Below are 22440 nucleotides of genomic sequence, written 5' to 3' on the forward strand. Positions count from 1 at the left end.
TCCCAGCGACGGTGACCCGGTGCGGTACACCGTCCCTGACGCAGCGGCGCCGCGACACGGGTACGGAAGTTCCCCGGCCGGGCGTCCGGTGGTGGACCCGGCAGAACCTACCGGCCCGCTGCCGTCGCCTGTCAACCAGTGCCTTGACCTGTACAAACGACCACAACAGCCAGGTCGGGGCGGAGGATGCGCAGGTCGCGCGACCCAGCGGCGGACGCGGGGCGGCACAGCGCCTCCCCGGGAGATCACTCGCCCGGCCGTACGAACACCGTCCGTCCGCCCACCACGGTCCGCAGGCAGACGGGCAGGTCACCGCCCGGGGTGAGGTCGGGCAGCCCGGGGGTTCCCGAACGCGGGTCGGTCGACCAGCGCGCGACCCGGTCGTCGGGGGCCTGGACGACGAGTTCGCCGGTGCGCCAGACGGCGTAGTCCGCGGGGGCGCCGGGCACCAGGACGCCCGCGTCGTCCCGTCCGACCGCCCGCCAGCCGCCGCGGGTGTGCGCGGTGAACGCGGCGCGGACGGAGACGCGGTGCTCGGGGGTGCGGTGGAAGGCCGCCGCCCGAACCGTGCCCCACGGATCCAGCGGGGTGACGGGGCTGTCGGAGCCGAAGGCGAGGGGGACGCCGGCGCGCAGCAGGGCCGCGAAGGGGTTCAGCGTCCGGGCCCGCTCGGCGCCCAGGCGCTGGGCGTACATGCCCTCCTCGCCGCCCCACAGGGCGTCGAAGGCGGGCTGTACGGACGCGGTGAGACCGAGTTCGGCGAAGGCCGCGACGGTCTCCGGCGTGAGCATCTCGGCGTGCTCGACGCGGTGCCTGGCGGCGCGGACGCGGGCCAGGCCGACCTTCTCCGCGGCGGCGCGCACACCGTCGACGACCGCGGTGACGGCGGCGTCGCCGATGGCGTGGAAGCCCGCCTGGAGGCCCGCCTCGGTGCAGGCGGCGACGTGGGCGGCGACGGCGGCCGCGTCCAGGTAGGCGGTGCCGGTGTGGGCGGCGTCGGTGTAGGACGCGTGCAGGCAGGCGGTGTGCGAGCCGATGGAGCCGTCGACGAAGAGGTCACCGGCGGCGCCGGCGGCGCCCAGCCGGCGCGCCTTGTCGACGTCCTGCTCGGCCCAGTAGCCGACGACCCGGGGGCCGGGTTCCTCGGCGGCGAGCCGCAGCAGGCCCGTGAAGTCGTCCTCGGAGGAGATGCGCGGGCCGCCGCACTCGTGCACCGATCCGATGCCCAGGGAGGCGGCACGGGCGAGCGCCGCGCGCTGCGCCCCGGCGCGCTGGGCAGGGGTGACGGCGGCGAACGCGGCGGCCCGTACGGCGTGGTGGGCGTCGCCGGTCAGCGGGCCGTCCACGGGCCCGTGGATCTCCGGTACGAGGTCGAGCAGTGCCGTGGTGACGACCGCGGAGTGCACGTCGATACGGCTGAGGTAGAGCGGCCGGCCGCCGGTGGCCTCGTCGAGTTCGGCGCGCGTCGGGGGCCGTCCGCCGGGCCAGCGGGCCGCGTCCCAGCCGTGGCCGAGCAGGACGCGGTCGTCCGGCCGGGCGGCGGCGAAGTCCCGTACCCGGGCGAGCGCCGCCTCCAGGGAGGGCGCGTCGGACAGGTCGAGACCGGTGAGCGCGAGGCCGGTGGCGGTGGTGTGCACATGGGCGTCGGTGAACGCCGGGGTGACGAGGGCACCGTCCAGATCGACCACCTCGTCGACACCGTCGGCGAAGGCGTCGGCCGCCCCCTCCGAGCCGACCCAGGCCACTTGGCCCGCCTCCACGACCATGGCGGTCGCGAACGGGTCGGCGGGACTGTGGATCTCGCCCCTGCGCAGAAGGACGGTCCGGACCTCGGCAGCACGCTCACTCATGCCCCCAGTCTCCCGCCTGCCCCGAACCACCCGGCACGCAGGTCACCCGGACACGCTCCGGAACTCCACCGCGGGCGCCCCGACGAGCCCGCCCCGCGTCCCGGGACGTGCCTGCTGCGCCGGATCGGGTCAGATACGGGGCGGGCGGGATTCGTACGGGGTGGAGAGGACCACCGTCGTACGGGTCGACACGCCCGCCAACGTGCGTACGCGGGCCAGCAGTTCCTCCAGCTCGTGCGGGGTGGAGACGCGGACCTTGAGGATGTAGTTCTCGTCGCCGGCGACGCTGTGGCAGGCCTCGATCTCGGGGACGCCGGCCAGCCGGTCGGCGATGTCGTCGGGGGCGCTGGGATCGAAGGGTTTGACCGAGATGAAGGCGGTCATGGGCAGCCCCACGGCCTCGGCGTCGACGACGGCGGCGTAGCCGCGGATGACACCGCGCTGCTCCAGCCGCCGCACCCGCTGGTGCACGGCCGACGTGGACAGACCAGTGGCCTTGCCCAGGTCGGTGTAGCTCATCCGCCCGTCCTTGACGAGCAGCTGCACGATCTGTCGGTCCAGCTCCTCCATGGCGCAAGAACCTACCGTGCGGCCGATCTCCCGGAACAGCCGAGCGGCCCGGGTCGTGTCCCGCCGGCGGACAAACCCACCACGGCGGGCACCTGCGAGCGGCATGTGACCAACGCCACACACCCCGAAGCCCCTCCGTGATGTTCTCGTGATTACCGGCGAGAGCGGACGGGAAGTGCTTGCTGTGGTCGAGGCCGCAGCGCCTTCACGGCCCAGCCTTAGGGGGAGAATCCCATGCAGAGTCTCAAGCGCCCTGGTCGTCCTGTGCCCAGGCGACGGCAGTCGGTCATCGAGTTCCAGCCGGAGAGCCTGGAACCCGACGTCGACGACGACGTGGACGGCGCGGAATCCGACGCCTACGACACCTTCGAGATGTACCGGGTGTTCTGCCCGGAGTGCGCGCAACCCATCGCCCTGCTGGCGGACGAGGAGGTTCTGCCGGAGCACGCGCTGTGCGTCTCGCCGTGGAACCCGTTCGGACTCACGGTCTGCGCCGGTACGGGGCGCTGGGCGTCCGAGGCCCGGCCCGCGGACGAGTCCGTCGACCCCCAGGAGCAGGACACCGCGCTGCTGTTGACGCTCCCGCAGAGCCTCGACTGGCGCATGCAGCCCTTCTCGCACGTCGGCGGCCCGGGCTCCCGCCCGATGCGCGTGCCGCAGCTGCGCCGGTTCGCCGCCTGAGCGGCGCCGCACCGCCGGGCACCGGCGTCCGTCCGCGCACCACGGCCAGGGCGCACAGGCCGCCGTGGTGCCCGAACAGCGCCCCCGGTTCTCCGGAGGCCGCCGGCTCGGACGCCGGTGAACTCACGCGCGATTCCACCGGGCGGTGACCTGCCCGCCGTACTCCGCGTTGCCCGGGTATGACCACCACGCATCCGGCAGCCGGACGACGGCGGCGCGTCTTCGTGCCGCCGCCGCCCGCAGAATCGGTTCCGTCTGTGCCTTCGCAGCCCACGGACCCGCCGATCTACCGCGACCTGATGCGCGCCTGGGCCGACCGGGGCCGCACCCTGCCGGGACGTCACGACCCGGAGTGGGTCCGGCTGGCGGCGCCGCCGGCCGGTCTCGCGCAGCTCAGCGGGTCTCGGGACCCGCGACGTGACGGGCGATGACCATCCGCTGGATCTGGTTGGTGCCCTCGACGATCTGCAGGACCTTGGCCTCGCGCATGTAGCGCTCGGCCGGGAAGTCCGTGGTGTAGCCGTATCCGCCGAGCACCTGGACGGCGTCCGTGGTCACCTTCATGGCCGCGTCCGTGCAGAACAGCTTGGCCATGGCCGCCTGCCGCGCGAACGGCAGGCCCGCGTCGCGCAGCCGCGCCGCCGCCAGGTACAGCGCGCGGCCGGCCTCGATCTGCGTCGCCATGTCGGCGAGCATGAAGCGCAGCCCCTGGAAGTCGGAGATCGGCCGTCCGAACTGCTGCCGTCCGGCGGCGTAGCCGACCGCCTCGTCCAGCGCGGCCTGGGCGAGGCCGATGGCGCAGGCCGCGATGCCGAGGCGTCCGGAGTCGAGCGCGGACAGGGCGATGGCGAAGCCCTGTCCCTCCTCCCCCAGACGCCGGTCGTCGCCGACCCGCACACCGTCGAGATGGATCTGCGCGGTGGGTGAGCCCTTGAGGCCCATCTTCTTCTCCGGGGCAGCGGCACTCAGGCCCTCGGCGCCGGCCGGCACGAGGAAGGCGGTGATCCCGCGCGGGCCCCGCTCACCGGTACGCGCCATCACCGTGTAGAAGTCGGCGACCCCGCCGTGGGTGATCCAGGACTTGGTCCCGGTGAGCACCCACTCGTCGCCGTCCCGGACCGCCTTGGTGCTGAGCGAGGCGGCGTCGGAGCCGGAGGCCGGCTCGGAGAGGGCGTACGCGCCGAGCAGGCCGCCGCCCAACATCGCGGGCAGATGCTCGACCTGCTGCTTCTTGGTGCCGTAGGCGGCGAGCCCGTAGGAGGCGAGGGTATGCACGCTCAGGCCCAGGCCGACGGTGAGACGGGCCGCGGCCAGCTCCTCCAGGACCTGGAGGTAGACCTCGTAGGGCTGGTCGCCGCCGCCGTACTCGGAGTCGTAGGGCAGGCCGAGCAGGCCGGAGCGGGAGAGCAGGGTGAAGACCTCGCGCGGGAAGCGTCCCGCGTCCTCCTCCTCGGCCGCCTTCGGGGCGATCTCGTGCTGCGCGATGTCGCGGACGAGCGAGATCAGGTCCCGGGCCTCCTCCGTGGGCAGTTGCCGGTCCACCGGCTGCGGGGCGCGGTCGGGCATGGCTACGCTCTCCTCCCTTTCGGGCACATCGGCGGATGTGCGCCTTGGGTGGGGCGGCTCCGCCGGGGTCTTTCTCGGGCCCAGCCGGTGTCGGCGATCCCGGGTCACGGAAGCTGCTGACCAGCGGCTGTGCGCTGTGAGTATGCCCGATCCGAGGCATCTCGTCACCGGTTAACGACCGCTTACTTCAAGAAATCCCAGGGGCCCGAAATTGGTCCGAACCATTGACCGCACTGGTCTAGTCCTCCTAGGGTGCCCGAAACCAACGCTTACCGCGTTCATGCCAATCGGCACGATCCCCTCTCCCCCACGAGGAGACACCGATGCACACTCCGCACCGCCTCCGGGCGCTGCTGTCCGCCGCCTGTACCGTCGCACTCGGCGCCGGACTGCTCGCCGGCGCGGGCACGGCCACCGCCACCCCCACCCGGTCCGCCGCCCAGACGGCCGCCGCGGGTTCCAAGGTGGTCGGCTACTTCACCGAATGGGGCGTCTACGACCGCAAGTACCACGTCAAGAACATCGAGACCTCCGGCTCAGCGGCGAAACTCACCCACATCAACTACGCCTTCGGCAACGTCACCGGCGGCAAGTGCGCCATGGGCGACTCGTACGCGGCGACCGACCGCGCCTACACCGCCGCCGAGTCGGTGGACGGGGTCGCCGACACCTGGGACCAGCCGCTGCGCGGCAACTTCAACCAGCTGCTGAAGCTGAAGAAGAAGCACCCGGGGCTGAAGGTGCTGTGGTCGTTCGGCGGCTGGACCTGGTCGGGCGGCTTCGGCGAGGCCGCGAAGAACCCGTCCGCCTTCGCCCAGTCCTGCTACGACCTGGTCAAAAACTCCAAGTGGGCGGGCGTCTTCGACGGCATCGACATCGACTGGGAGTACCCCAACGCCTGCGGCAACACCTGCGACACCAGCGGCCGCGCGGCCTACAAGAACCTGATGGCGGCGCTGCGGGCCAAGTTCGGCGGCGGTGCGCTGGTCACCGCGGCGATCCCGGCGGACGCCAGCAGCGGCGGCAAGATCGACGCGGCCGACTACGCGGGCGCCGCGGCGCATGTCGACTGGTACAACCCCATGACCTACGACTACTTCGGCGCCTGGGACGCGGCCGGGCCGACGGCTCCGCACTCGCCACTGACCTCCTACTCCGGCATTCCGAGGACGGAGTACACCACCTCGGCGACCATCGCCAAGCTCAAGGGTCTCGGGATCCCCGCGTCGAAGCTGCTGCTCGGCATCGGCTTCTACGGCCGCGGCTGGACCGGCGTCACCCAGTCCGCCCCCGGCGGCACGGCGACCGGACCGGCGGCGGGCACGTACGAACAGGGCATCGACGACTACAAGGTGCTCAGGACCAAGTGCCCGGCGACCGGCACGGTGGGCGGCACCGCGTACGCCAAGTGCGGCAGCGAATGGTGGAGTTACGACACTCCGGCGACCATCGCGACCAAGATGACGTACAAGAACGACCAGGGCCTGGGCGGGACGTTCCTCTGGGAGCTGAGCGGGGACACCGCGAGCGGGGAGCTGATCAAGGCGATCAAGTAGCGCCAGGACCGAGGAGGCGGGGCGGAGGGCGAGTCCCCTCCCGCCTCCTCGCCCTGGGCCCTTGTCTCTCAGTCGTCGCGACGGGCGGGTGCGGGGGCCGGGTGGGTCGGGTCGATCTCCTCGATGGCGCGCAGCGCGCCGCCGAGGGTCTTCACCAGCAACTCGCGCATGGTCTCCCGGGAGAGTCCGGGCCGGCCGATCCAGTCCAGGGTGGCGCCCTCGACACTGCACACCCAGGCGAGCAGCCCCATGCGGGCCACCGGGGCGATGGCGGTACGGCCGTAGGCACCATCGGCGATGGTCGCGACGATGGCCTCGCGCACGCCGTCCCGGATGGCGTGCACCTCGGTGTCGAAGCCGACGCCGCCGCAGACGATGGTGCGGTAGGCGGCCTGGTTGTGCTCCGCGTAGCGCAGGTAGCCGTCGATGGTGCGCTGCACCCGGTCCACGGCCGGCATCTCCAGGCCGCGCGCCGCGGAGGTGACCAGGTCGGCGACGGAGTCCTCGATGATCGCCAGGTAGTAGCCGCGCTTGGACCGGAAGTAGTAGTAGATCAGTCCCTTGGCCACATGGGCCTGCCGGGCGATGTCGTCCATCGAGAGGGCGTCGTAGGACGTGTCGGCGAACAGCCTCCGTCCGATGGCGAGGAGTTCGGCGCGACGACCCTCGGAGCGCTCGGTGCCGCGCACCCGGCTGGGGGTCCCCCCTGCTCGAACGGAGTTCGGAGCTTGGGGGCGGGCGGTGTCACGCGGTGGGATGTTCAATTCGACCCTGGCCTCCAACTGGCGGTCGGACAACCGCAGTATGGCAGGCCGTCATGGCCCGGAGGCGGGTCGCCTCGAAGGCCCCGGTCGCCCGGGGCCCTCGTGCACGCGCGGAGTTCCGCTCAGCTCACGCCCACGGCGGCGAGCGCCTTGCGCTGTTGGCCCGTGAGGTGGGCCGGGAAGTACAGGTAGCAGATGCCGCCGGAGCCGGAGGCGACCTTGCCGGAGGCGTTGTAGCGCTTGGTCCTGAGCCAGATGTTCTCGAACTCCCGGCGCCGGTACACACGCCGTACCGCCGCGTCGTTCGGCGAGGCCGGGTCGTTGGCGATCACGTCGCCGTCCGCGGTGAAGCCGATGACGGTCATGAGGTGGCCGTTGGTGCCGTAACCGGCGCCTGTCAGCTCGGTGTTGAGGAAGGACTGGGACGTTATGGCCGGGATCCCGGCCGCGATCAGCGTCTCCAGGTCGGTGAGCGAGCCGAGCCGGGTCACCACTGCCTGGAGGTCCTTGAAGGTGGCCGCGTAGGCGGCGTTGAACGGCCAGTTGCCGCAGCCTTCGTACTGGTGGTCGTACGTGTACCGGGCCGCGTTGCAGACCTGCGGGTCGGCGTAGGACGGGTCGACCCAGGACAGTTGCTCGGGGGTGAGCCGTCCGCCCCAGTACTCGATGATCATCTGGGAGGAGGTGGGGCTGCACCAGGCCTCGCCGCCGTTGTCGTACTCGGGGTACTGGCCGGAGTGGATCGACTGCGAGTAGCGCGGAACGGTCAACTCCTTGGCCACGCCGGGTGCGGAGGCCGGGACGGTGAAGCGGTCGGGGACGTCGGAGCCCATGGCGCCGATCCGCCAGACGGTGGGCGTGAGCCGGGTGCCGGGCCTGCGGTGGAGGGTGAGCCGCAGCCGGTAGGAGGTGAGACGCAGCCCGGAGGCCGGATCGTCCAGGGAGAAGGTGTCCGTCCAGATGGTGCTGCGGCCGTCGCTCTGGCCGTCGACGGAGGTCCGTTTGACGTCCTGGTCGCCGGCCGCCCAGCGGCCCATCACGTACCAGGGGGTGTCCGTGCCGTCGGAGTACGTGCCGCGCAGTTCGACCTGGAGCCAGGTGCCGGCCGGGGTGTGCGCGTTCCAGGAGGCGACCGCCTCCGTCGCCGGGACGGACAGCCGGTGCGCCGGGCTGGTCCAGGTGGCGTACTCCCAGGTCCTGGTCGTGCCGGTGTGCGGGTCGGTGTAGTCGGTGGTGCCCGCGGGCTGCGCGATCTCGAGGCCGGGCCGGGTGCCCGCGACGGCGCGGGTACCGCGGGCCGTTCCCGCGCGCCAGTCGGTGTAGGTGGTCCAGGCGCGGTAGTCGACCGGGCGGGCCGGGGCGGCTCCGGCGCCCTTGGCGGGGGCGGCGGGGGCGGCCGTGGCCGCAGCGGCCAACGGGGCCGCGCCACCCGCCATCGCCGCCGCGGCGACCGCGACGGCCAGGACTGATCTGCGGGACGGCTGTTCGGCTCTGCTCATGGGTGGATGACCCCCAGGTGTCCGAAGTCGGGGCGGGTCCGTGGCTGCGCCCACTATGGCCGTGACACCCGCCTCCTGCCAGCACTTCGACATACGCCACGCCCACCAATATTGGTCTCCACCACTGGCATGACCTGCGCCGAGTCCCCGCGTCGCCGGTCAGGCGGCCCGCCCGCGCGGCCCCCCGCGACCACCGGCGGCGCGGGGAGCGGTCACTAGAATGACCGGGAAGAACACACCGTCCCGTCCCCTCCACGCACTCCGGGAATCGCCATCCGCGCCCTCGCCGCCTTCCTTCGTGACGCGCCGCCGTCCTGCGGGACCGTGCGGCTGGTCGGCGTCGACGGGCACGCGGGATCCGGGAAGTCCACGTTCGCCGGGAAGTTGGCCGTGGCGCTGGGGGGCGCGCCTGTGCTGCACCTGGACGACGTCGCCAGCCATGAGGAACTGTTCGCGTGGGAAGGCCGGCTGCTGAGCGAGGTCGTCGAGCCCCTCGGGCGGGGAGCGGCGGCACGCTACGCCCCCTACGACTGGCGGGCGCGGCGGTTCGGGGCCGCGCGGACGCTGCCGCGGGCGCCCGTGGTCCTTGTGGAGGGCGTGGGCGCCGGACGGCGGGCGCTGCGTCCGTATCTGGCGCGCCTGCTGTGGATGGATCTGCCACGCGAGGAGGCCTGGGGGCGGGGCCGGTCGCGCGACGGCGAGGAACAGCAGGAGTTCTGGGCCGGGTGGGTCGAGGCCGAGCGGCGGCATTTCGCCGAGGACCCCTCGCGGCCCTTCGCCGATCTTCTGGTACGGCAGTTGCCAGAGGGATACGCGGTGCTGCCGGGGCCTGCCGGGGCTGTTGGACCGGACCAGTTCGTCACCCACGGTGACGGGTCATCGGCAATGTGCTGAACTTGTGAAGACCCTTGCCAAGCAACTTTCCCGAGTCCCCCAACTCCGCTTGACCCGGGGGCCGTACAGGTCTTACGTTCTGAATGAGCGGTCATCGCGTACCGCCCGCAGTCACGAAGCCCCCGGTTGTTCCCCCGTGATCGGGGGCTTCGTTCTGCCCTCTTCGCGTTTTCCGGACGCTGCGCGACGTCATTCGCTCACCCTCGGTCACCACATCGGGTGCGTCCCGTACTCCGCCGCCTCACCGAACAGCCTGTGCGGCACCCTTCGGCGGGCGGCGGCCCCGCAGGTACGATGCCCTCGGTGCGACCTTTGAACGACTGCTTCGCGCACCTGCAACTCCGGTCCGCGGCAGAGCGGTTCGACCACAGGAAGCCGTCAGGTGGATGCCTGGCGGCGAACCTTCGGGGGCACGGTTTGTGGGGGACGTGATGGACTTCGGCACGCAGGGCCCGAAGGCCCCGGCCGACCTCGCGTGGCTGCGAGGCGTGGACGCCTACACGATGGGCGCCTATCCGCAGGCGGAGGAGGAGTTCCGGGCCGCGGTGCGGCTCGACCCGGGGATGGCCGACGGCTGGCTCGGTCTGCACGCGCTGCGCGTCGACACGACGACCGCGCTGCTCAGGATGTTCCGGCACCGCGACCGCTTCGGCGAACAGCGCGCCCGGCACCGCCGCACCCTCAACTCCTGGTACTGGCTGGGCTGGTGGGTGCAGCCCGTACTGGAGAGCCCGCGCGACCTGCTGCTCGCGCACGTCTCGCACTGGCTGGACGGCCGCCATGTCCCCGAGCTGGACCGCGCGCTGGCCGGGCTGCCGCCGGTGGACGCCGACCCCCAGGTCCGCTTTCTGCACGCCTGCCGCGCCTACCTCGTCAAGGACTGGGAACAGCTCGTCCGGCACACCGACCCGCTGCTCGACGATCCGCTGCTCGGCATCGAGGCCGGACTGTTCGGCGGCATGGCCCGGGTGCGCCTGGAGATGTACGGGCAGGCCGAGCCGCTGCTGTCGGCCGCGCTGATGCGCTGCCGCAGCGAGCAGCCGCAGCGCAAGGAACTCAGGTACTGGCTGGCGCGGGCGCACGAGGGCACCGGCCGCAGCGCGGCGGCGCTGCCCCTGTACCGGGCGGTGCACCGGGTCGATCCGGCCTTCATGGACACCTCGGCGCGGCTCACGGCGATCGCCGAGGGCGACGGGTACGAGGACACGGCCGGCCTCGCCGCAATCACCCTCACCGGCCTCGGGCAGGACCTCATGGACGGCCCGGATCTGCTGGACCCGCTGTTCGGCGCCGAGGGCCGGGACCTGAAGCTGTCCGGGACCGACCTGTCGGTGACCGGTCCACTGCCGTCGGTGACCGATCCGGCGGTGCGCCGGCGCACCCCGGCCGCCGACGCGCCGCTGCCCACCGGGCCCACCGACCCGGCGCTACTGGAGGAAGCGCTCTCCGAACTCGAGCGCATGGTGGGGCTCGAACCGGTGAAGCGGCAGGTCAAGGCCCTGTCGGCGCAGTTGAACATGGCGCGGCTGCGGGCCGGGCAGGGGCTGCCGGTGCAGCCGCCCAAACGCCACTTCGTCTTCTCCGGCCCCTCGGGCACCGGCAAGACCACCGTCGCCCGCATCCTCGGCCGTGTCTTCTACGCGCTCGGCCTGCTCGGCGGCGACCATCTGGTGGAGGCGCAGCGGGCCGACCTGGTCGGCGAATATCTGGGGCAGACCGCCGTCAAGGCCAACGAGCTCATCGACTCCGCGATCGGCGGTGTGCTCTTCGTCGACGAGGCCTACTCCCTGTCGAACTCGGGTTACGGCAAGGGCGACGCGTACGGCGACGAAGCCCTCCAGGTGCTGCTCAAGCGGGCCGAGGACAACCGCGACCACCTGGTGGTGATCCTCGCCGGCTACCCCGAGGGCATGGACCGCCTGCTCGCCGCGAACCCCGGGCTGTCGTCGCGCTTCACCACCCGGGTGGACTTCCCGTCGTACCGGCCGACGGAACTCACCGAGATCGGCAAGGTGCTCGCCACGGAGAACGGTGACCTGTGGGACGACGAGGCCCGGGACGAGCTGCACTCGATCGCCGGGCACGTGGTCGACCAGGGCTGGATCGACGAACTCGGCAACGGCCGGTTCCTGCGGACCCTCTACGAGAAGAGCTGCGCCTACCGGGACCTGAGGTTGTCGACGTACCCGGGAACGCCGACCCGGGACGACTTGTCGACCCTGCGGCTGCCGGACCTGATGCAGGCGTACGGGGAGGTGCTGTCGGGACGGGGGCCCCAGGATCCGTCGGGTGTGTGAGCACGGCCCTCGCCACCGAGGGCGGTCAGTCGTCGAGGATCGCGCCGCGTTCGCCCATGAAGCGCAGCCACTCCCGGTGCCAGCCCGTGGTGCCCCGCAGGTCCACGCCGTGCCAGTCCGGTTCGGAGCGGCGGCCGACCAGCCGCTCGCCCAGGGGCTCCCCCGAACCGCTGTCGAACAGCCGTACCCAGCCGTCCGCGCCGGCCGTCGCCACCACCCCGGACTTGGCGTGCAGCGCCACGGAGAGCACGGCGTGTCCCCCGCCCACCGACCAGTTGCGCTCCCGGTGCCTCAGGTCCCAGGAGCTGAGCGTGCCGTCCCGGCAGCCGCAGTAGAGCACCCCGGTGCCCGCGTCGTACACCAGGCCGAGCACCGTGTCCCCCAGTACGGCGAGGTCGGCGGCATGGCTGCCGTCGTCCTGGACGAAGAGCCGGATCCTGCGGTCGTCGCTGCCGCTGGCCACCAGGCCCGTGCCCGGCAGCGCGCACAGGCAGTACACCCCGGCGTCCGGGTGCGCGACCCACTGCCTGACGGGCCGGCCGGTGACGGCGTCCAGGGCGGCCACGGTTCCGGCGGAGGAACCGGCGAACATCAGGCCGGCGTCCGGGTCCAGGGCGAGGGAGCGCACGTAGCCGGAGGAGACCCGCGTCTGCCACACCTCGTCGCCGTCGAGGGTCCACAGCCGTACGGAACCGTCGGTGCCGCCCGAGGCGAGCCGGGTGTCCCCGACCGCGACGGCGGAGGTGGTGGGGGCGCCGTGGTGGGCGATCTCCAGGAAGGCCTGCCCGTTCTCCCGGTCCGCCAGATACACGCCGCCGTCGAGGGCGGCCGCCACCACATAGCGGCCGTGGGACATCAGGGCCATGTTGCGGAAGACCCCCGGGCAGCGCATGCTCTCCAGGGTGTCCAGGCGGGCCCGGTCCAGCACCTGCACCAGGCCCTCGGCGGTGCCGGCCACGACCTCGCCGTCGTCGGGCAGCATGCCCACCGCGGAGACCACCTGGGTCTCGTGCAGCATCGCTCCGTGCAGCCAGGCGCCCCGCAGGTCGGCTCCGGTCACCACGGCACCCTGGAGCAGCACCGAGCGCAGATCGCAGTCGCGCAGATCGGCGCCGGCCAGCCGGGCGCCCTGGAGGTCGGCACCGCGCAGATCGAGTCCGCGCAGCGAGCGGCCGGCCAGGGAGACGCCCATGCGGTTGGCCAGGGAGAGGCAGTTGGCGGGCAGCCGGCCGCCGACCAGGGAGCCCACCGGTCCGGCGGCGGGCTCGCGGACGGCCGGCGCCGACCCGCCCGGCGGCAGCCAGTCCAGCGGCGACAGTCCGGCGGAGGCCAGTTGCTCGGCCAGGTAGCCGACCGGTTCGGGCAGCAGCAGCCGTTCGTCCAGCGGGGCCCGGTCCCCGGCCCGCAGCGCCGTGCACAGGCTGCGCGCGGTGAGGAACTCGCGCATCGTCTTGAGCCGGAAGCGCACGGTGCCGTCGGCGGCCACCCGCAGGAAGGCCTCCCAGCGGGGGTCGGTGCTCAGCGGTCCGGCCGTCCCGGCGGAGGCGGGTTCGGGCACGCCGAGGATGCCGCGGGCCTCGGCCAGCGGCAGGGCGTGGGTGGCCCGGCTGCGCATCCGGCCCGCGAGCGCCGCGAGCCGGTCGGTGTCGGCGCGGACCGCCGCGCCGTCGACGGCGACGCGTTCGGCGCCGCCGAGCAGGACGGTGACGTACTCCTCGAACAGCTCCGAGGCGGTCGTGGGGGCCTCGCGGCCGGGCACGGCCAGTACCACGGACATCAGGTCGAGCAGACCGGGCAGCCGGGCCAGGTCGGTCAGGGCGCTGCTGGCGTCGATCAGCCGCCGCACCGGTTCCGACCGGGTGCCGAGCCGGCGCACCAGGGCCTGGACGCGCTGCTCGTAGCCGAGGTCGGCGAGCCGGATCACCTCGAAGGTGGACCCGTCCGACAGCCGGAGTCCGGGGACGCCGGCGGTGTCCTCGGGCGCGCTCCCGGACATCGGCGCGCCCGGCGCATCACCGGGGCGCAGGGCGGAGCGGTCCTGTTCGAAGTAGCCGGGCCTGCTCGCCAGCAGGATCTTGCTCCGGGGGCCCACCAGATCGGCGAGTTCGGCCAGCGTGCGCCGGGCACGCTCGGGAGTGACCTGCCAGCGCAGTTCGTCGAGCCCGTCGAGGATGACGACCAGCCGGCCGGTGTCGTTGGCGTACCGGAAGGACTGTGTGCCGCCGAGGAGCTCGGCGCCCTTGCCGCGCATCTGCGCGATCAGGAAGTCCTCCAGCGAGCCGGTGGCCGGCATCTCCGACAGCAGGGCGAGCACGGGGACACGTCCGCGGTCGGGGTCGTCCAGGCAGCGGCGGGCCAGGGCGTAGGCGAGGTGCCGGCAGTACCAGGACTTGCCGCTGCCGGGTTCGCCGAGCAGGGTCAGCTGGCTGTGCGAGCGCTCGCGCAGCCAGGAGTCGACGTAGTCGTCGAGCCAGTAGGCGTCGCCGCGCACCGGGGCCACCGCGTCGGACAGCGGGCGCCGGCACTGGAGATCCACATAGGCGCCGCGCTGGGTTCCGTTCTCGTACTCGTCGAGGATCCAGCGCAGATACGGTTCGACGCCGAGTACGCGCTCCAGCAGGGACTGGCGTGTGTGCAGTTCGAGCCGGCCGTCGGTGGCGGCGAGGCGGCGGGCGGTGTTGGAGATCCTGGTCTCGGTGACGGCCATGCCCCGGCCGTGTCCGCCGACGCGTTCGGCGAGCCGGCGCACATCGCCGCCCGACAGCTCGCCCTCCACGATGTGCGCGGTGAGCGGCCCGGGTTCGGTGGGGTGGCCGAAGACCGACTCCACGGCGCGGTCGCTCAGCCGGACCGAGTGCTGTGCGCTCCAGCCGAGGACGCCGAGCTGCTCCTCGCACTCCCTTATGGCCGGTGACTCTCCGCGCAGCGCCTCGGTGCCCTGCCGTTCGGCGGTGCCTCGGACCAGGTCGAGCAGGTCCCGGGTGTAGGCGGCGGTGGGGGCGCCGCCGGTGGTGACGACCTTGATCTGGCGCCGCCCGTAGGCGGCGCGCACGCCCTCGTCGGCCTCGGGCAGCACCACGACGGCGCCACGCCAGTAGGCGCCGAGCGAGTGCAGGGCGGGTGCCAGGAGTTCTTCGAGGACCGCGTCGTACGGGGCGAAGCCGACGAGGACCAGGGTGTGCGAGGCGGGCAGGTCGGCCAGGCGGGCGGTGAGCAGGGGGCGCAGAAAGCGGGCGGCCCGCCGCTCCCGTTCGCCGAGCAGGGCGTCCTGCGGGGCGTCCAGACAGCCGAAGAGATGGACGATCTGGGGCTGTGCGGTGTCCCAGAAGGCGATCGCCGTCTCGGTCTTGACGACGTGGAAGGGGCGCCGGAAGCGGCGGTAGGCGTGTTCGGCCGTCGGATACAGCGAGGTGACCAGGAGGCAGGCCGGTGGGCGGGCCGCGAGCCATTCATGGAGCGCTTCGGAGGGCGAAGGGGGCCGTGCGGGCGTCTCGCCGGGCACCGCCGGGCGTCCTGCGGTGCGCAGCAGGGTGATCAGGGCGGCGCGGCCGAAGCGGGCCAGGTACTCCTCGGTGAGCCGGCCCAGCGGAAGGGGCGAGGACTCGTCGGCGCGGCCGAGTTCGGCGAGCAGCGCCGTGCGGACCGTGTCATCCGTCTCGCGGTCGAACTCGGGGCCCAGGACCACGGCCAGGGAGCCGGTCTCCCAGGCCCGGGCCAGTTCGACGACGAGGTGCGGGTCGAACTCCGGCTGGGTGTCAGGCATGGGCGGCGCTCAGTCCGTCCAGCCAGCGGGCCAGGGCCCGGGTGACGCCGTCGTCCGTCACGTCGAGCGGCAGGGTGCGCAGCCCGCGGGTGAGCGCGACCCGCTGCTGCAGGGGCGAAACGTCGGCGGTCAGCACCCAGCCGACGGGTTTGTGCTCACCGAGCCCGGCGGTCGCCAGGTCCCAGAGCATGTTGAACTCCGGGTCGGACGGCCCGGCGCCGAGCACCAGCAGTTCATGAGTCTCCAGCAGGCCGCGCACGTACTCGGCGAGCCTGGGTTTGACCGCGCCGTACACCGCGAAGTCCCGGCGGGTGACGGTCAGCGTCTCCGGGTTGAGCACATCGCCGCACATCTTGACCAGCCGGGGGCGGGCGGGGGCGGTGTAGGCGAGGTCGGAGTCCCGTACGACGACGTCGACCGGACCGGCGACATCCTGCAGGGCCTCCTCGAGCAGCACGTCGTAGTTGGTGGTGAGGATCTCCTTGAGGCCGGTGGCGGCCAGTGCCCGGTGCGCCTCGGTACAGGCGAGGGAGCGGCGCAGTTCGCGGCGCAGATGGGAGATGAGGCTGTTGCGGCCGTACTCCGCCTCGTACGCCTCGGCCAGCGCGGGCAGGTCGTCGGGCAGCGGGGCGCCGCCGGCCGCCGGGCCCAGGGCCTGCCCGAGCGGGGCGAAGAGCCGGCCCCAGCCGGGGTATCCGGCACCCATGGACAGTCCGGCGCCCACGAGGACGGCCAGGCGGCCCTCCGCGGCCCGTGCGGCGAGGTGTCCGAACACTCCGTCGGCTGCTGTCATCCGCGTCCACCGTCCCCGTTCGTTCGTCGTGCGTCGGTCGTACGTCCGTCGATCACTCGGTGTCCGTCCGCCCGGCGGGGCCGCGCAGCTCCGCGACGGCGGAGCGGAAGCGGGAGACGGAGGCGTTGCCCCGGCCGTGGCCGTAGTCGTGCCGGACCCCGACCTCCAGTTGCCGGGTGACCCAAGCGTCCCACACCGCACGCACCCGCGGGTCCTCGATCGCATCGAGGGCCGCCCGGATCCGGCGGGTCAACCGGCCTGTGGCCAGGGCGACATGGGAGCGCACGGCGTAGTGCTCCAGCATCCGGTCCACCCGGACGAGTGCCTCGGCGCCGAGCGGGCCGCGGCCCCACACCCGACGGGCGAGCCACTGCCGGTCGGCGGGGTCGGCGCGCCCCCACAGCAGTCCCGAGACCGCGGTCACCCTGCCGTCGCCGAGGTCGGAGTGGCGCCGTCCGCCGTCGCGGCTCTCCCTGGCGGTGGTGTTGCGCAGGTCGTTGCGCAACTGGCCGGCCTCGGCGCACCAGGGGTAGGCGGTGGTGACGAAGGCCGCCGCGCGCGGGTCGCCGCCGGCGGTCAGGACGTCGGCCCAGGCGCGCCCGACGAAGGCGGTGCGCCGCCGGGCCGCCTCGGTGTACCGCTCCCAGGAGAACGCGTCGGTGGTCAGCGCGTGCCGCTGCGACTGGCCGTCGGCCATCCCGGTCACGCACTCCTCCCACAGCGCGCCGGGCAGCCCGGCGAGCGGTCCCGAGCGCGGCACGCCCCGCCGGGCGGCCTCCAGGGAGCGGGTCAACTCGCCACGTCCGTGGGCCGCGTAGGCCGTGGCGGTGCCGTAGCGCACGCGTTTGCGGTCGAGCAGGTCGTCGAGGCAGTAGAAAACCGCGAACAGCAGCTCCGGCACCAGACAGCGGTGGACCAGCCGGTTGGGGCGGCCGAGGGTCAGCCAGGGCAGTACGGCGCGGTACTTGCGGCCGGGCATCGCCTCGACGTAGTGCACGGCGGCCGGGCCCAGCCAGTGCGCGGCGGCGGTGCGCAGCGGGGTGCTCCACAGGTCCTGGACGAAGACCGCGGTGAACTCGGTCTCCACCGCGCCGTACCAGGTGGTGACCGGCCAGGGCGCCCCGTCGGGCCCGGTGGGGGCCAGGTCCGGGGCCGGGGGGACGTTCACTGGGCCGGCCGGCGGGGCGGCGCGGCGGGGCGCTCGCCGCTGGTCCGGCCGGCGGCCGGGCCCACCGTGTCCAGCCAGTGTTCCCAGGAGTGCACGGCCAGGGCCGTGTCCCGCATGGAGAGGATGCCGCGGCCGAACGGCTCGCTCACCGTCTTGCGGTTGGCCCAGAACACATCGGTGAAGTCCTCGGCCGCGGCGAGCCGGCGGTAGTCGACGTACGTCATCGGGCGGGGTACGGCGCCGGCCGCGCGCACGGTGTCCAGGGTCACGGCGACCTCGTGGCGGGTCTGGCCGGGCAGCCCCACCATGACGAAGCAGATCAGCAGGATGCCCTCGGCCGCGCACCAGGCGCCCAGATCGGCCAGCCGCTCGGCGCCGACGCGCCCGGAGAAGCGGTTCCGGCCGTCCGGGAGCAGCGACTCCACGCCGACGGCCACCCGGGTGCAGCCGGCCGCGGCCATCTCGCCCAGCAGCGGGGGGTCGAGTTCGGCGTGCGAGGTGACGCACTTCCAGGTGACCCCGGTGCGCGGGGTGCCGACGCGGGCGCAGAAGTCGTGGACGTAGTCGCGGTGGGCGGTGAAGTTGGCCCCGAACAGCGAGACGGCGGTGTATCCGTGGCTCTCGCGGGCCGCGCGCAGATAGCCGGCCAGGGTGTCCAGGCCCGTGCGGAAGTACTCGTGGCGGCCCATCACATCGGGGATCGGGCAGTAGCCGCAGTAGCTGTCGCAGCCGCGTGACACGCCGACCGCGAGCTCCCGTTCGGGTTCGCGGCCCGGGTACGACTCGTCCGCGGGCAGCCGCGCGTACCCGGCGACGGGCAGCAGGTCCAGTGCGGGCAGTTCCCAGTCGCCGGCCAGGCGGACGCCGGCCGGGCCGCGGGTCCAGGTGCCCGCCGTCCGGGTCAGGGTGCCGGGCACGGGTCCCGGCTCGACGCCGGCGGCCACCTGGGCGGCGATCTCGGCGAGTGCCGGCTCCCAGTCCTGCTCCAGGACGATCCAGTCGGCGTCGGTGCGCTGGAAGAGCCGGCGCAGGTGGTAGGCGCCCCGCCCGTACAGGGCGATCCGGGTGCCGGGGGACAGCTGGCGCAGCAGCCGGATGGTACGGGCCGTCTCCAGGGTGTTGTCCAGGGTGACGTGCAGGACGACGAGTCCGGTGGCGTGCAGTGCCTCCTCGACGACCGTGTCCCAGGTGACCTCGGGCAGGACGCCGTCGACGACGCGGACCTCGTGTCCGGCGCGATCGCGCAGATGGGCGGCGACCTCGCCGAGCTCCACGAAGTGGTGGTCCAGGTTGAGATAGGCGCTCACACAAGGTGCTGAGACGATCCGGATCAGCATGGCCGGCCTCCTGGCGGGTCGCGCGAGTGTTCCCGGACAGTACGGAAGTACGGGGGTGCGGAGAGCCGCCGCGCCGGCCGGGCCTCGTGCGCCGGGCGCGCCGTGTAGTGAACCATGCCACACCAGCGAGGACGGGGGCAGCGGTGCGCGCGCCTCAACAAGTGCCGCGCACGGGGCAGTTGCGGTGGATCCCGCCATACGGAAACATCGGCCCGGATGAGGCATCTGCGCAATGTCGAGGTCTACGTGGCCGCGGCGCTGGCCGCCGTGTTCGCCGTGCTGTCGGTCATCGGTGACATCGTGCCGGTGGACCTGCGGTGGGCGGCGCTGCTCGCGGCGGTGGCCCTGCTGGTGTACCGGTCGGCGCTGGAGACCCGGGGCCCGTCCGGGGACGAGTTGCTGGGGGACCGGGTCGCGCTCCAGGAGGCCTCGCCGCCGCTCGCCAAGCGGCTGGAAACGGCCCGTACGGTCTGGCTGTTCGCGCCGAGCGCGGTCAACTTCCTGACGCCGCAGGTGTCCCAGGCGCTGCGGCACCATGTGCTGAGCCGGCCGGAGGGGTCGGTGCGGGTGGTGGTGCTGGACCCGGCTGCCACGGACGCCGTCGCGGTCGCCGAACACCAGCTGGACGACAGCCTGGACGCTCCGCTGCAGCGGCTGCGGCCGTCGCTCGACACGGTGCTCCGGCAGCTCCGCACCATGGACTCCTGGCCGCGCACCGGCACCTTCGAGTACCGGGTGCTCCCCTACAGCCCCGGCTTCAGCCTGCTGGCCGTCGACCCGGGCGAGCGGGACGGCTGGCTGGTCCTGGAACTGCACGGCATCCGCAACGAGGCCGTCACCAGCCGAATGCACCTGCGCCTCACCCGCCGCGCCCACGAGACGTGGCACCGCTACTGGCTCCACCAGTACGAACACCTCTGGCACCAGTCCAGGCCCCTGGACCCGGCCCCGGGTACGGGGCCCGGCCCGACCCCGGCGCCCGGCCCGACCCCGGCGCCCGGTCCGGCCCCCGACTGACGAGCTGGTCCGGCCTGTGAGCGAGGCCCGGCGCACCGGTCCGCGCCGTGGCACCACGACGGCGCTGAGCGGCGGCGGCCCCCAGTGGGCGGCGGAGGTCAGCCTGCGGGACGCCCCGGCGCAACCGGCGAGGGGGCTCCTTCGAAGCCGGAAACCCGACCCGGCCGGGGCGACGACGCTCGGTGAAACGGCCACCGGCCCACCCGGTGAAGCGGGTGGGCCGGTGGCCATGGTGGGTCAGGCCGTGAGGGCCTGCCGGGGGCCGGGGCGGGGGGACGTGAGGGTCGGGGTGCGGTGGGCCGGGTCTGTGACTTCACCGACCAGGAGCTCCAGCACGTCCTCCAGGGCGACCAGGCCCAGCACCCGGCCGGTGGTGTCGGCCACCTGGGCCAGATGGGTGGCGGCCCGGCGCATCACCGTCAGGGCGTCGTCGAGCGGCAGATCGGCCCGCAGCGTGGTCATCGGCCGCCAGGCCCGCTGTGGCACCGCCCCGTCGAGGTCCTCCAGGTCGAGCACGTCCTTGACGTGCAGATACCCCAGGAAGGCACCGTTGCCCGCGGCGACCGGGAAGCGCGAGTAGCCCGTCCGGGCGGTGAGCGCGACGATCTCGGCCGACGTGACCGACGGGCCGACCGTGACCAGCGCCTCGGGCCGGAGCAGGACGTCGGTCACCGGCCGTGAGCCCAGCTCCAGCGCGTCCTCCAGACGCTCCTGCTCCTCGGGGTCCAGCAGCCCCGCCTGACGGGAGTCCTCCACCAGCCGGCCCAGCTGCACGCTGGTGAAGGCGGCCTCGACCTCGTCCTTGGGCTCGACGCGGAAGAGCCGCAGGACACCCTTGGCGCAGGCGCCGAGCGCCACCGTGATCGGCCGGCACAGCCGGGCGAAGGCAACCAGACCGGGACCGAGCCACAGTGCGGCCTTCTCCGGCGCGGCCATCGCGAGGTTCTTCGGCACCATCTCGCCGATGACGAGGTGGAAGAAGACCACGGCCGCGAGCGCGATGACGTAGCCGAGCGGGTGGACCATGCCGCTGGGCATGTGGAGCCATGCGAACACCGGCTCCAGCAGCCGGGCCACCGTCGGCTCGGCGACGGCGCCCAGGGTCAGCGAGCAGACGGTGATGCCGAACTGGGCGGCGGCCATCATCTGCGGCAGCCGCTCCAGGCCGTGCAGCACCTGGCGGGCCCGGGCCGTGCCGAGCGGTTCGATCTGGCTGCGGCGGACGGAGACGAGGGCGAACTCGGCACCGACGAAGAAGCCGTTGGCGAGGACCAGCAGCGCGGCGAAAAGCAGGTGGATCACGCTCATCGGGCGGCCTCCGCCACGGCCGGGACCGGGTCCGCCGCGGTGACGGTGCGGACCAGCCGCACCCGCTCCGCGCGGTAGTGCTCGACCTGGCGCACGGCCAGCCGCCAGCCCGGCAGCTCGGCGCTGTCGCCGGGGGCCGGGATGCGGCCGAGCAGGTCGGCGACCAGGCCGGCGACGGTCTCGTACGGGCCCTCGGGCGCGTCCAGGCCGATCCGCCGGAGCAGGTCGACCCGGCAGCCGCCGTCGACGTCCCAGGCGGGGCTCCCGTCCTCGGGCGGGGCCGGCGCGAGTTCCGGCACGTCCGTGGCGTCGTGCTCGTCGCGGACCTCGCCGACGAGTTCCTCGACGATGTCCTCCAGGGTGACGACGCCCGCGGTGCCGCCGTACTCGTCGACGACGACCGCGATCGGCTGCTCGTTGCGCAGCTGGGCGAGCAGCGGCTGCACCGGCAGGGTCTCGGGGACCAGCAGCGCCGGGCGGGCGATACGGCCCACCGGGGTGCGCAGCCACTCGTCGGACGGCACCGCGAGGGCGTCCTTGAGGTGGACCATGCCGACGACCTCGTCGATCTTCTCGTGGTACACGGGGAAGCGGGACAGGCCGGTGGCACGGGTGAGGTTCACCACGTCCTCGGCGGTCGCCGAGGACTGCAGCGCGCTGACCTTCACCCGCGGGGTCATGACGTGCTGTGCGGTCAGGTCGCCCAGGGACAGGGTGCGCACGAAGAGGTCCGCGGTGTCCTGTTCGAGGGCGCCGGCCCGGGCCGAGTGGCGGGCCAGCGAGACCAGCTCGCCGGGGGTGCGGGCGGAGGCCAGCTCCTCCGTGGGTTCGACGCCCAGGGCGCGCACCAGCCGGTTGGCGACCGTGTTGAGCGCCGCGATCACCGGGTGGAACAGGCGGGAGAAGAGATGCTGCGGGCCGGCCACGAAACGCGCCACCTGAAGGGGCCGGGAGACCGCCCAGTTCTTGGGTACGAGCTCGCCGATCACCATCTGGACCGCCGAGGCCAGCAGCATGCCGACGACGACGGCGACCCCGGAGACGGCTCCGCCCGGGACACCGGCCGCCGCGAACGGGCCGCGCAGCAGCCCGGCCAGCGCCGGTTCGGCGAGCATGCCGACGACCAGGGAGGTGATGGTGATGCCGAGCTGGGTGCCGGAGAGCTGGAAGGACAGCTCCTTGAGGGACTCGACGACCCTGAGGGCCCGTCTGTCGCCCTCCTCGGCGGCCTTCTCGGCGTCCGGGCGCTCGACCGTGACCAGGCCGAACTCGGCCGCGACGAAGAAGCCGTTGGCGAGAATGAGCAGAAGCGCCGCTCCGAGGAGCAGCAGGGGGATGGTCATGATGCCGCCGCCTCCGCATATACGCGGAACAGGT

At 73.3% G+C, this 22440-nt stretch carries 17 protein-coding genes; 6 read left to right on the top strand and 11 right to left on the bottom strand.

Annotated elements, in window-relative coordinates:
- Positions 1-245: 245 nt before the first annotated feature.
- Complete coding sequence (locus ACIQMV_RS00155) at positions 246-1850, bottom strand: amidohydrolase (protein ID WP_402589952.1); 1605 nt, start codon at positions 1848-1850, stop codon at positions 246-248.
- A 129-nt stretch (positions 1851-1979) separates the two neighbouring features.
- Positions 1980-2420: an Lrp/AsnC family transcriptional regulator gene (locus ACIQMV_RS00160; protein ID WP_141362887.1), complete on the bottom strand. Its 441-nt coding sequence runs from the start codon at positions 2418-2420 to the stop codon at positions 1980-1982.
- A gap of 234 nt (positions 2421-2654) precedes the next feature.
- Between ACIQMV_RS00160 and ACIQMV_RS00165 the strand changes: the two genes are divergently transcribed.
- Together ACIQMV_RS00165 and ACIQMV_RS00170 are read left to right on the top strand one after the other, a co-directional pair.
- Positions 2655-3101 carry a hypothetical protein gene (locus ACIQMV_RS00165; RefSeq protein ID WP_141362885.1) on the top strand — a complete coding sequence of 149 codons (447 nt, stop codon included), beginning with the start codon at positions 2655-2657 and terminating at the stop codon, positions 3099-3101.
- Positions 3102-3280: 179 nt separating this feature from the next.
- Positions 3281-3532 carry a hypothetical protein gene (locus ACIQMV_RS00170; RefSeq protein ID WP_141362883.1) on the top strand — a complete coding sequence of 84 codons (252 nt, stop codon included), beginning with the start codon at positions 3281-3283 and terminating at the stop codon, positions 3530-3532.
- Here the strand turns inward: ACIQMV_RS00170 and ACIQMV_RS00175 are convergent.
- Entirely contained in the window at positions 3495-4667 is a 1173-nt protein-coding gene (locus tag ACIQMV_RS00175; RefSeq protein WP_141362881.1) for an acyl-CoA dehydrogenase family protein, read from the bottom strand. The genes ACIQMV_RS00170 and ACIQMV_RS00175 overlap by 38 nt on opposite strands.
- A 323-nt stretch (positions 4668-4990) precedes the next feature.
- On the opposite strand from ACIQMV_RS00175, the gene ACIQMV_RS00180 reads away from it, so the two are divergent.
- Positions 4991-6223: a glycoside hydrolase family 18 protein gene (locus ACIQMV_RS00180; RefSeq protein ID WP_402589955.1), complete on the top strand. Its 1233-nt coding sequence runs from the start codon at positions 4991-4993 to the stop codon at positions 6221-6223.
- Positions 6224-6291: 68 nt separating this feature from the next.
- On the opposite strand, the gene ACIQMV_RS00185 is transcribed toward ACIQMV_RS00180, so the two are convergent.
- Complete coding sequence (locus ACIQMV_RS00185) at positions 6292-6912, bottom strand: TetR/AcrR family transcriptional regulator (protein ID WP_401777660.1); 621 nt, start codon at positions 6910-6912, stop codon at positions 6292-6294.
- Between the two features lie 197 nt (positions 6913-7109).
- Entirely contained in the window at positions 7110-8486 is a 1377-nt protein-coding gene (locus ACIQMV_RS00190) for a peptidase C39 family protein (RefSeq protein WP_402589957.1), read from the bottom strand.
- Between the two features lie 273 nt (positions 8487-8759).
- Between ACIQMV_RS00190 and ACIQMV_RS00195 the strand changes: the two genes are divergently transcribed.
- Positions 8760-9380 carry a uridine kinase gene (locus ACIQMV_RS00195; RefSeq protein ID WP_402590954.1) on the top strand — a complete coding sequence of 207 codons (621 nt, stop codon included), beginning with the start codon at positions 8760-8762 and terminating at the stop codon, positions 9378-9380.
- A gap of 431 nt (positions 9381-9811) precedes the next feature.
- The gene (locus ACIQMV_RS00200) at positions 9812-11677 is read left to right on the top strand and encodes an AAA family ATPase (protein ID WP_225076288.1); all 1866 of its coding nucleotides are present in this window, start codon (positions 9812-9814) and stop codon (positions 11675-11677) included.
- Positions 11678-11702: 25 nt separating this feature from the next.
- Here the strand turns inward: ACIQMV_RS00200 and ACIQMV_RS00205 are convergent, their stop codons facing one another.
- Genes ACIQMV_RS00205 through ACIQMV_RS00220 form a run of 4 tightly spaced genes read right to left on the bottom strand, consistent with a single transcriptional unit; the run spans position 11703 to position 18738 of the window.
- Complete coding sequence (locus ACIQMV_RS00205; protein WP_402589959.1) at positions 11703-15440, bottom strand: NACHT domain-containing protein; 3738 nt, start codon at positions 15438-15440, stop codon at positions 11703-11705.
- Positions 15433-16233, bottom strand: coding sequence for an SIR2 family protein (locus tag ACIQMV_RS00210; protein WP_402589961.1), 801 nt, complete (start codon positions 16231-16233; stop codon positions 15433-15435). The genes ACIQMV_RS00205 and ACIQMV_RS00210 overlap by 8 nt, the downstream gene beginning before the upstream one ends.
- Positions 16234-16285: 52 nt before the next feature.
- Positions 16286-17401, bottom strand: coding sequence for a hypothetical protein (locus ACIQMV_RS00215; protein ID WP_402589963.1), 1116 nt, complete (start codon positions 17399-17401; stop codon positions 16286-16288).
- The gene (locus ACIQMV_RS00220) at positions 17398-18738 is read right to left on the bottom strand and encodes a B12-binding domain-containing radical SAM protein (protein ID WP_402589965.1); all 1341 of its coding nucleotides are present in this window, start codon (positions 18736-18738) and stop codon (positions 17398-17400) included. The genes ACIQMV_RS00215 and ACIQMV_RS00220 overlap by 4 nt, the downstream gene beginning before the upstream one ends.
- A 216-nt stretch (positions 18739-18954) precedes the next feature.
- On the opposite strand from ACIQMV_RS00220, the gene ACIQMV_RS00225 reads away from it, so the two are divergent.
- Positions 18955-19755 (top strand): hypothetical protein, encoded by an 801-nt coding sequence (locus ACIQMV_RS00225; protein ID WP_402589967.1) that lies wholly within the window; start codon positions 18955-18957, stop codon positions 19753-19755.
- A gap of 237 nt (positions 19756-19992) precedes the next feature.
- On the opposite strand, the gene ACIQMV_RS00230 is transcribed toward ACIQMV_RS00225, so the two are convergent.
- Positions 19993-21063 (bottom strand): hemolysin family protein, encoded by a 1071-nt coding sequence (locus ACIQMV_RS00230; RefSeq protein ID WP_402589969.1) that lies wholly within the window; start codon positions 21061-21063, stop codon positions 19993-19995.
- Positions 21060-22406: a hemolysin family protein gene (locus ACIQMV_RS00235; RefSeq protein WP_402589971.1), complete on the bottom strand. Its 1347-nt coding sequence runs from the start codon at positions 22404-22406 to the stop codon at positions 21060-21062. The genes ACIQMV_RS00230 and ACIQMV_RS00235 overlap by 4 nt, the downstream gene beginning before the upstream one ends.
- Positions 22407-22440 lie beyond the last annotated feature (34 nt).

This window comes from Streptomyces sp. NPDC091412 (assembly GCF_044756885.1).
Classification (GTDB): domain Bacteria; phylum Actinomycetota; class Actinomycetes; order Streptomycetales; family Streptomycetaceae; genus Streptomyces.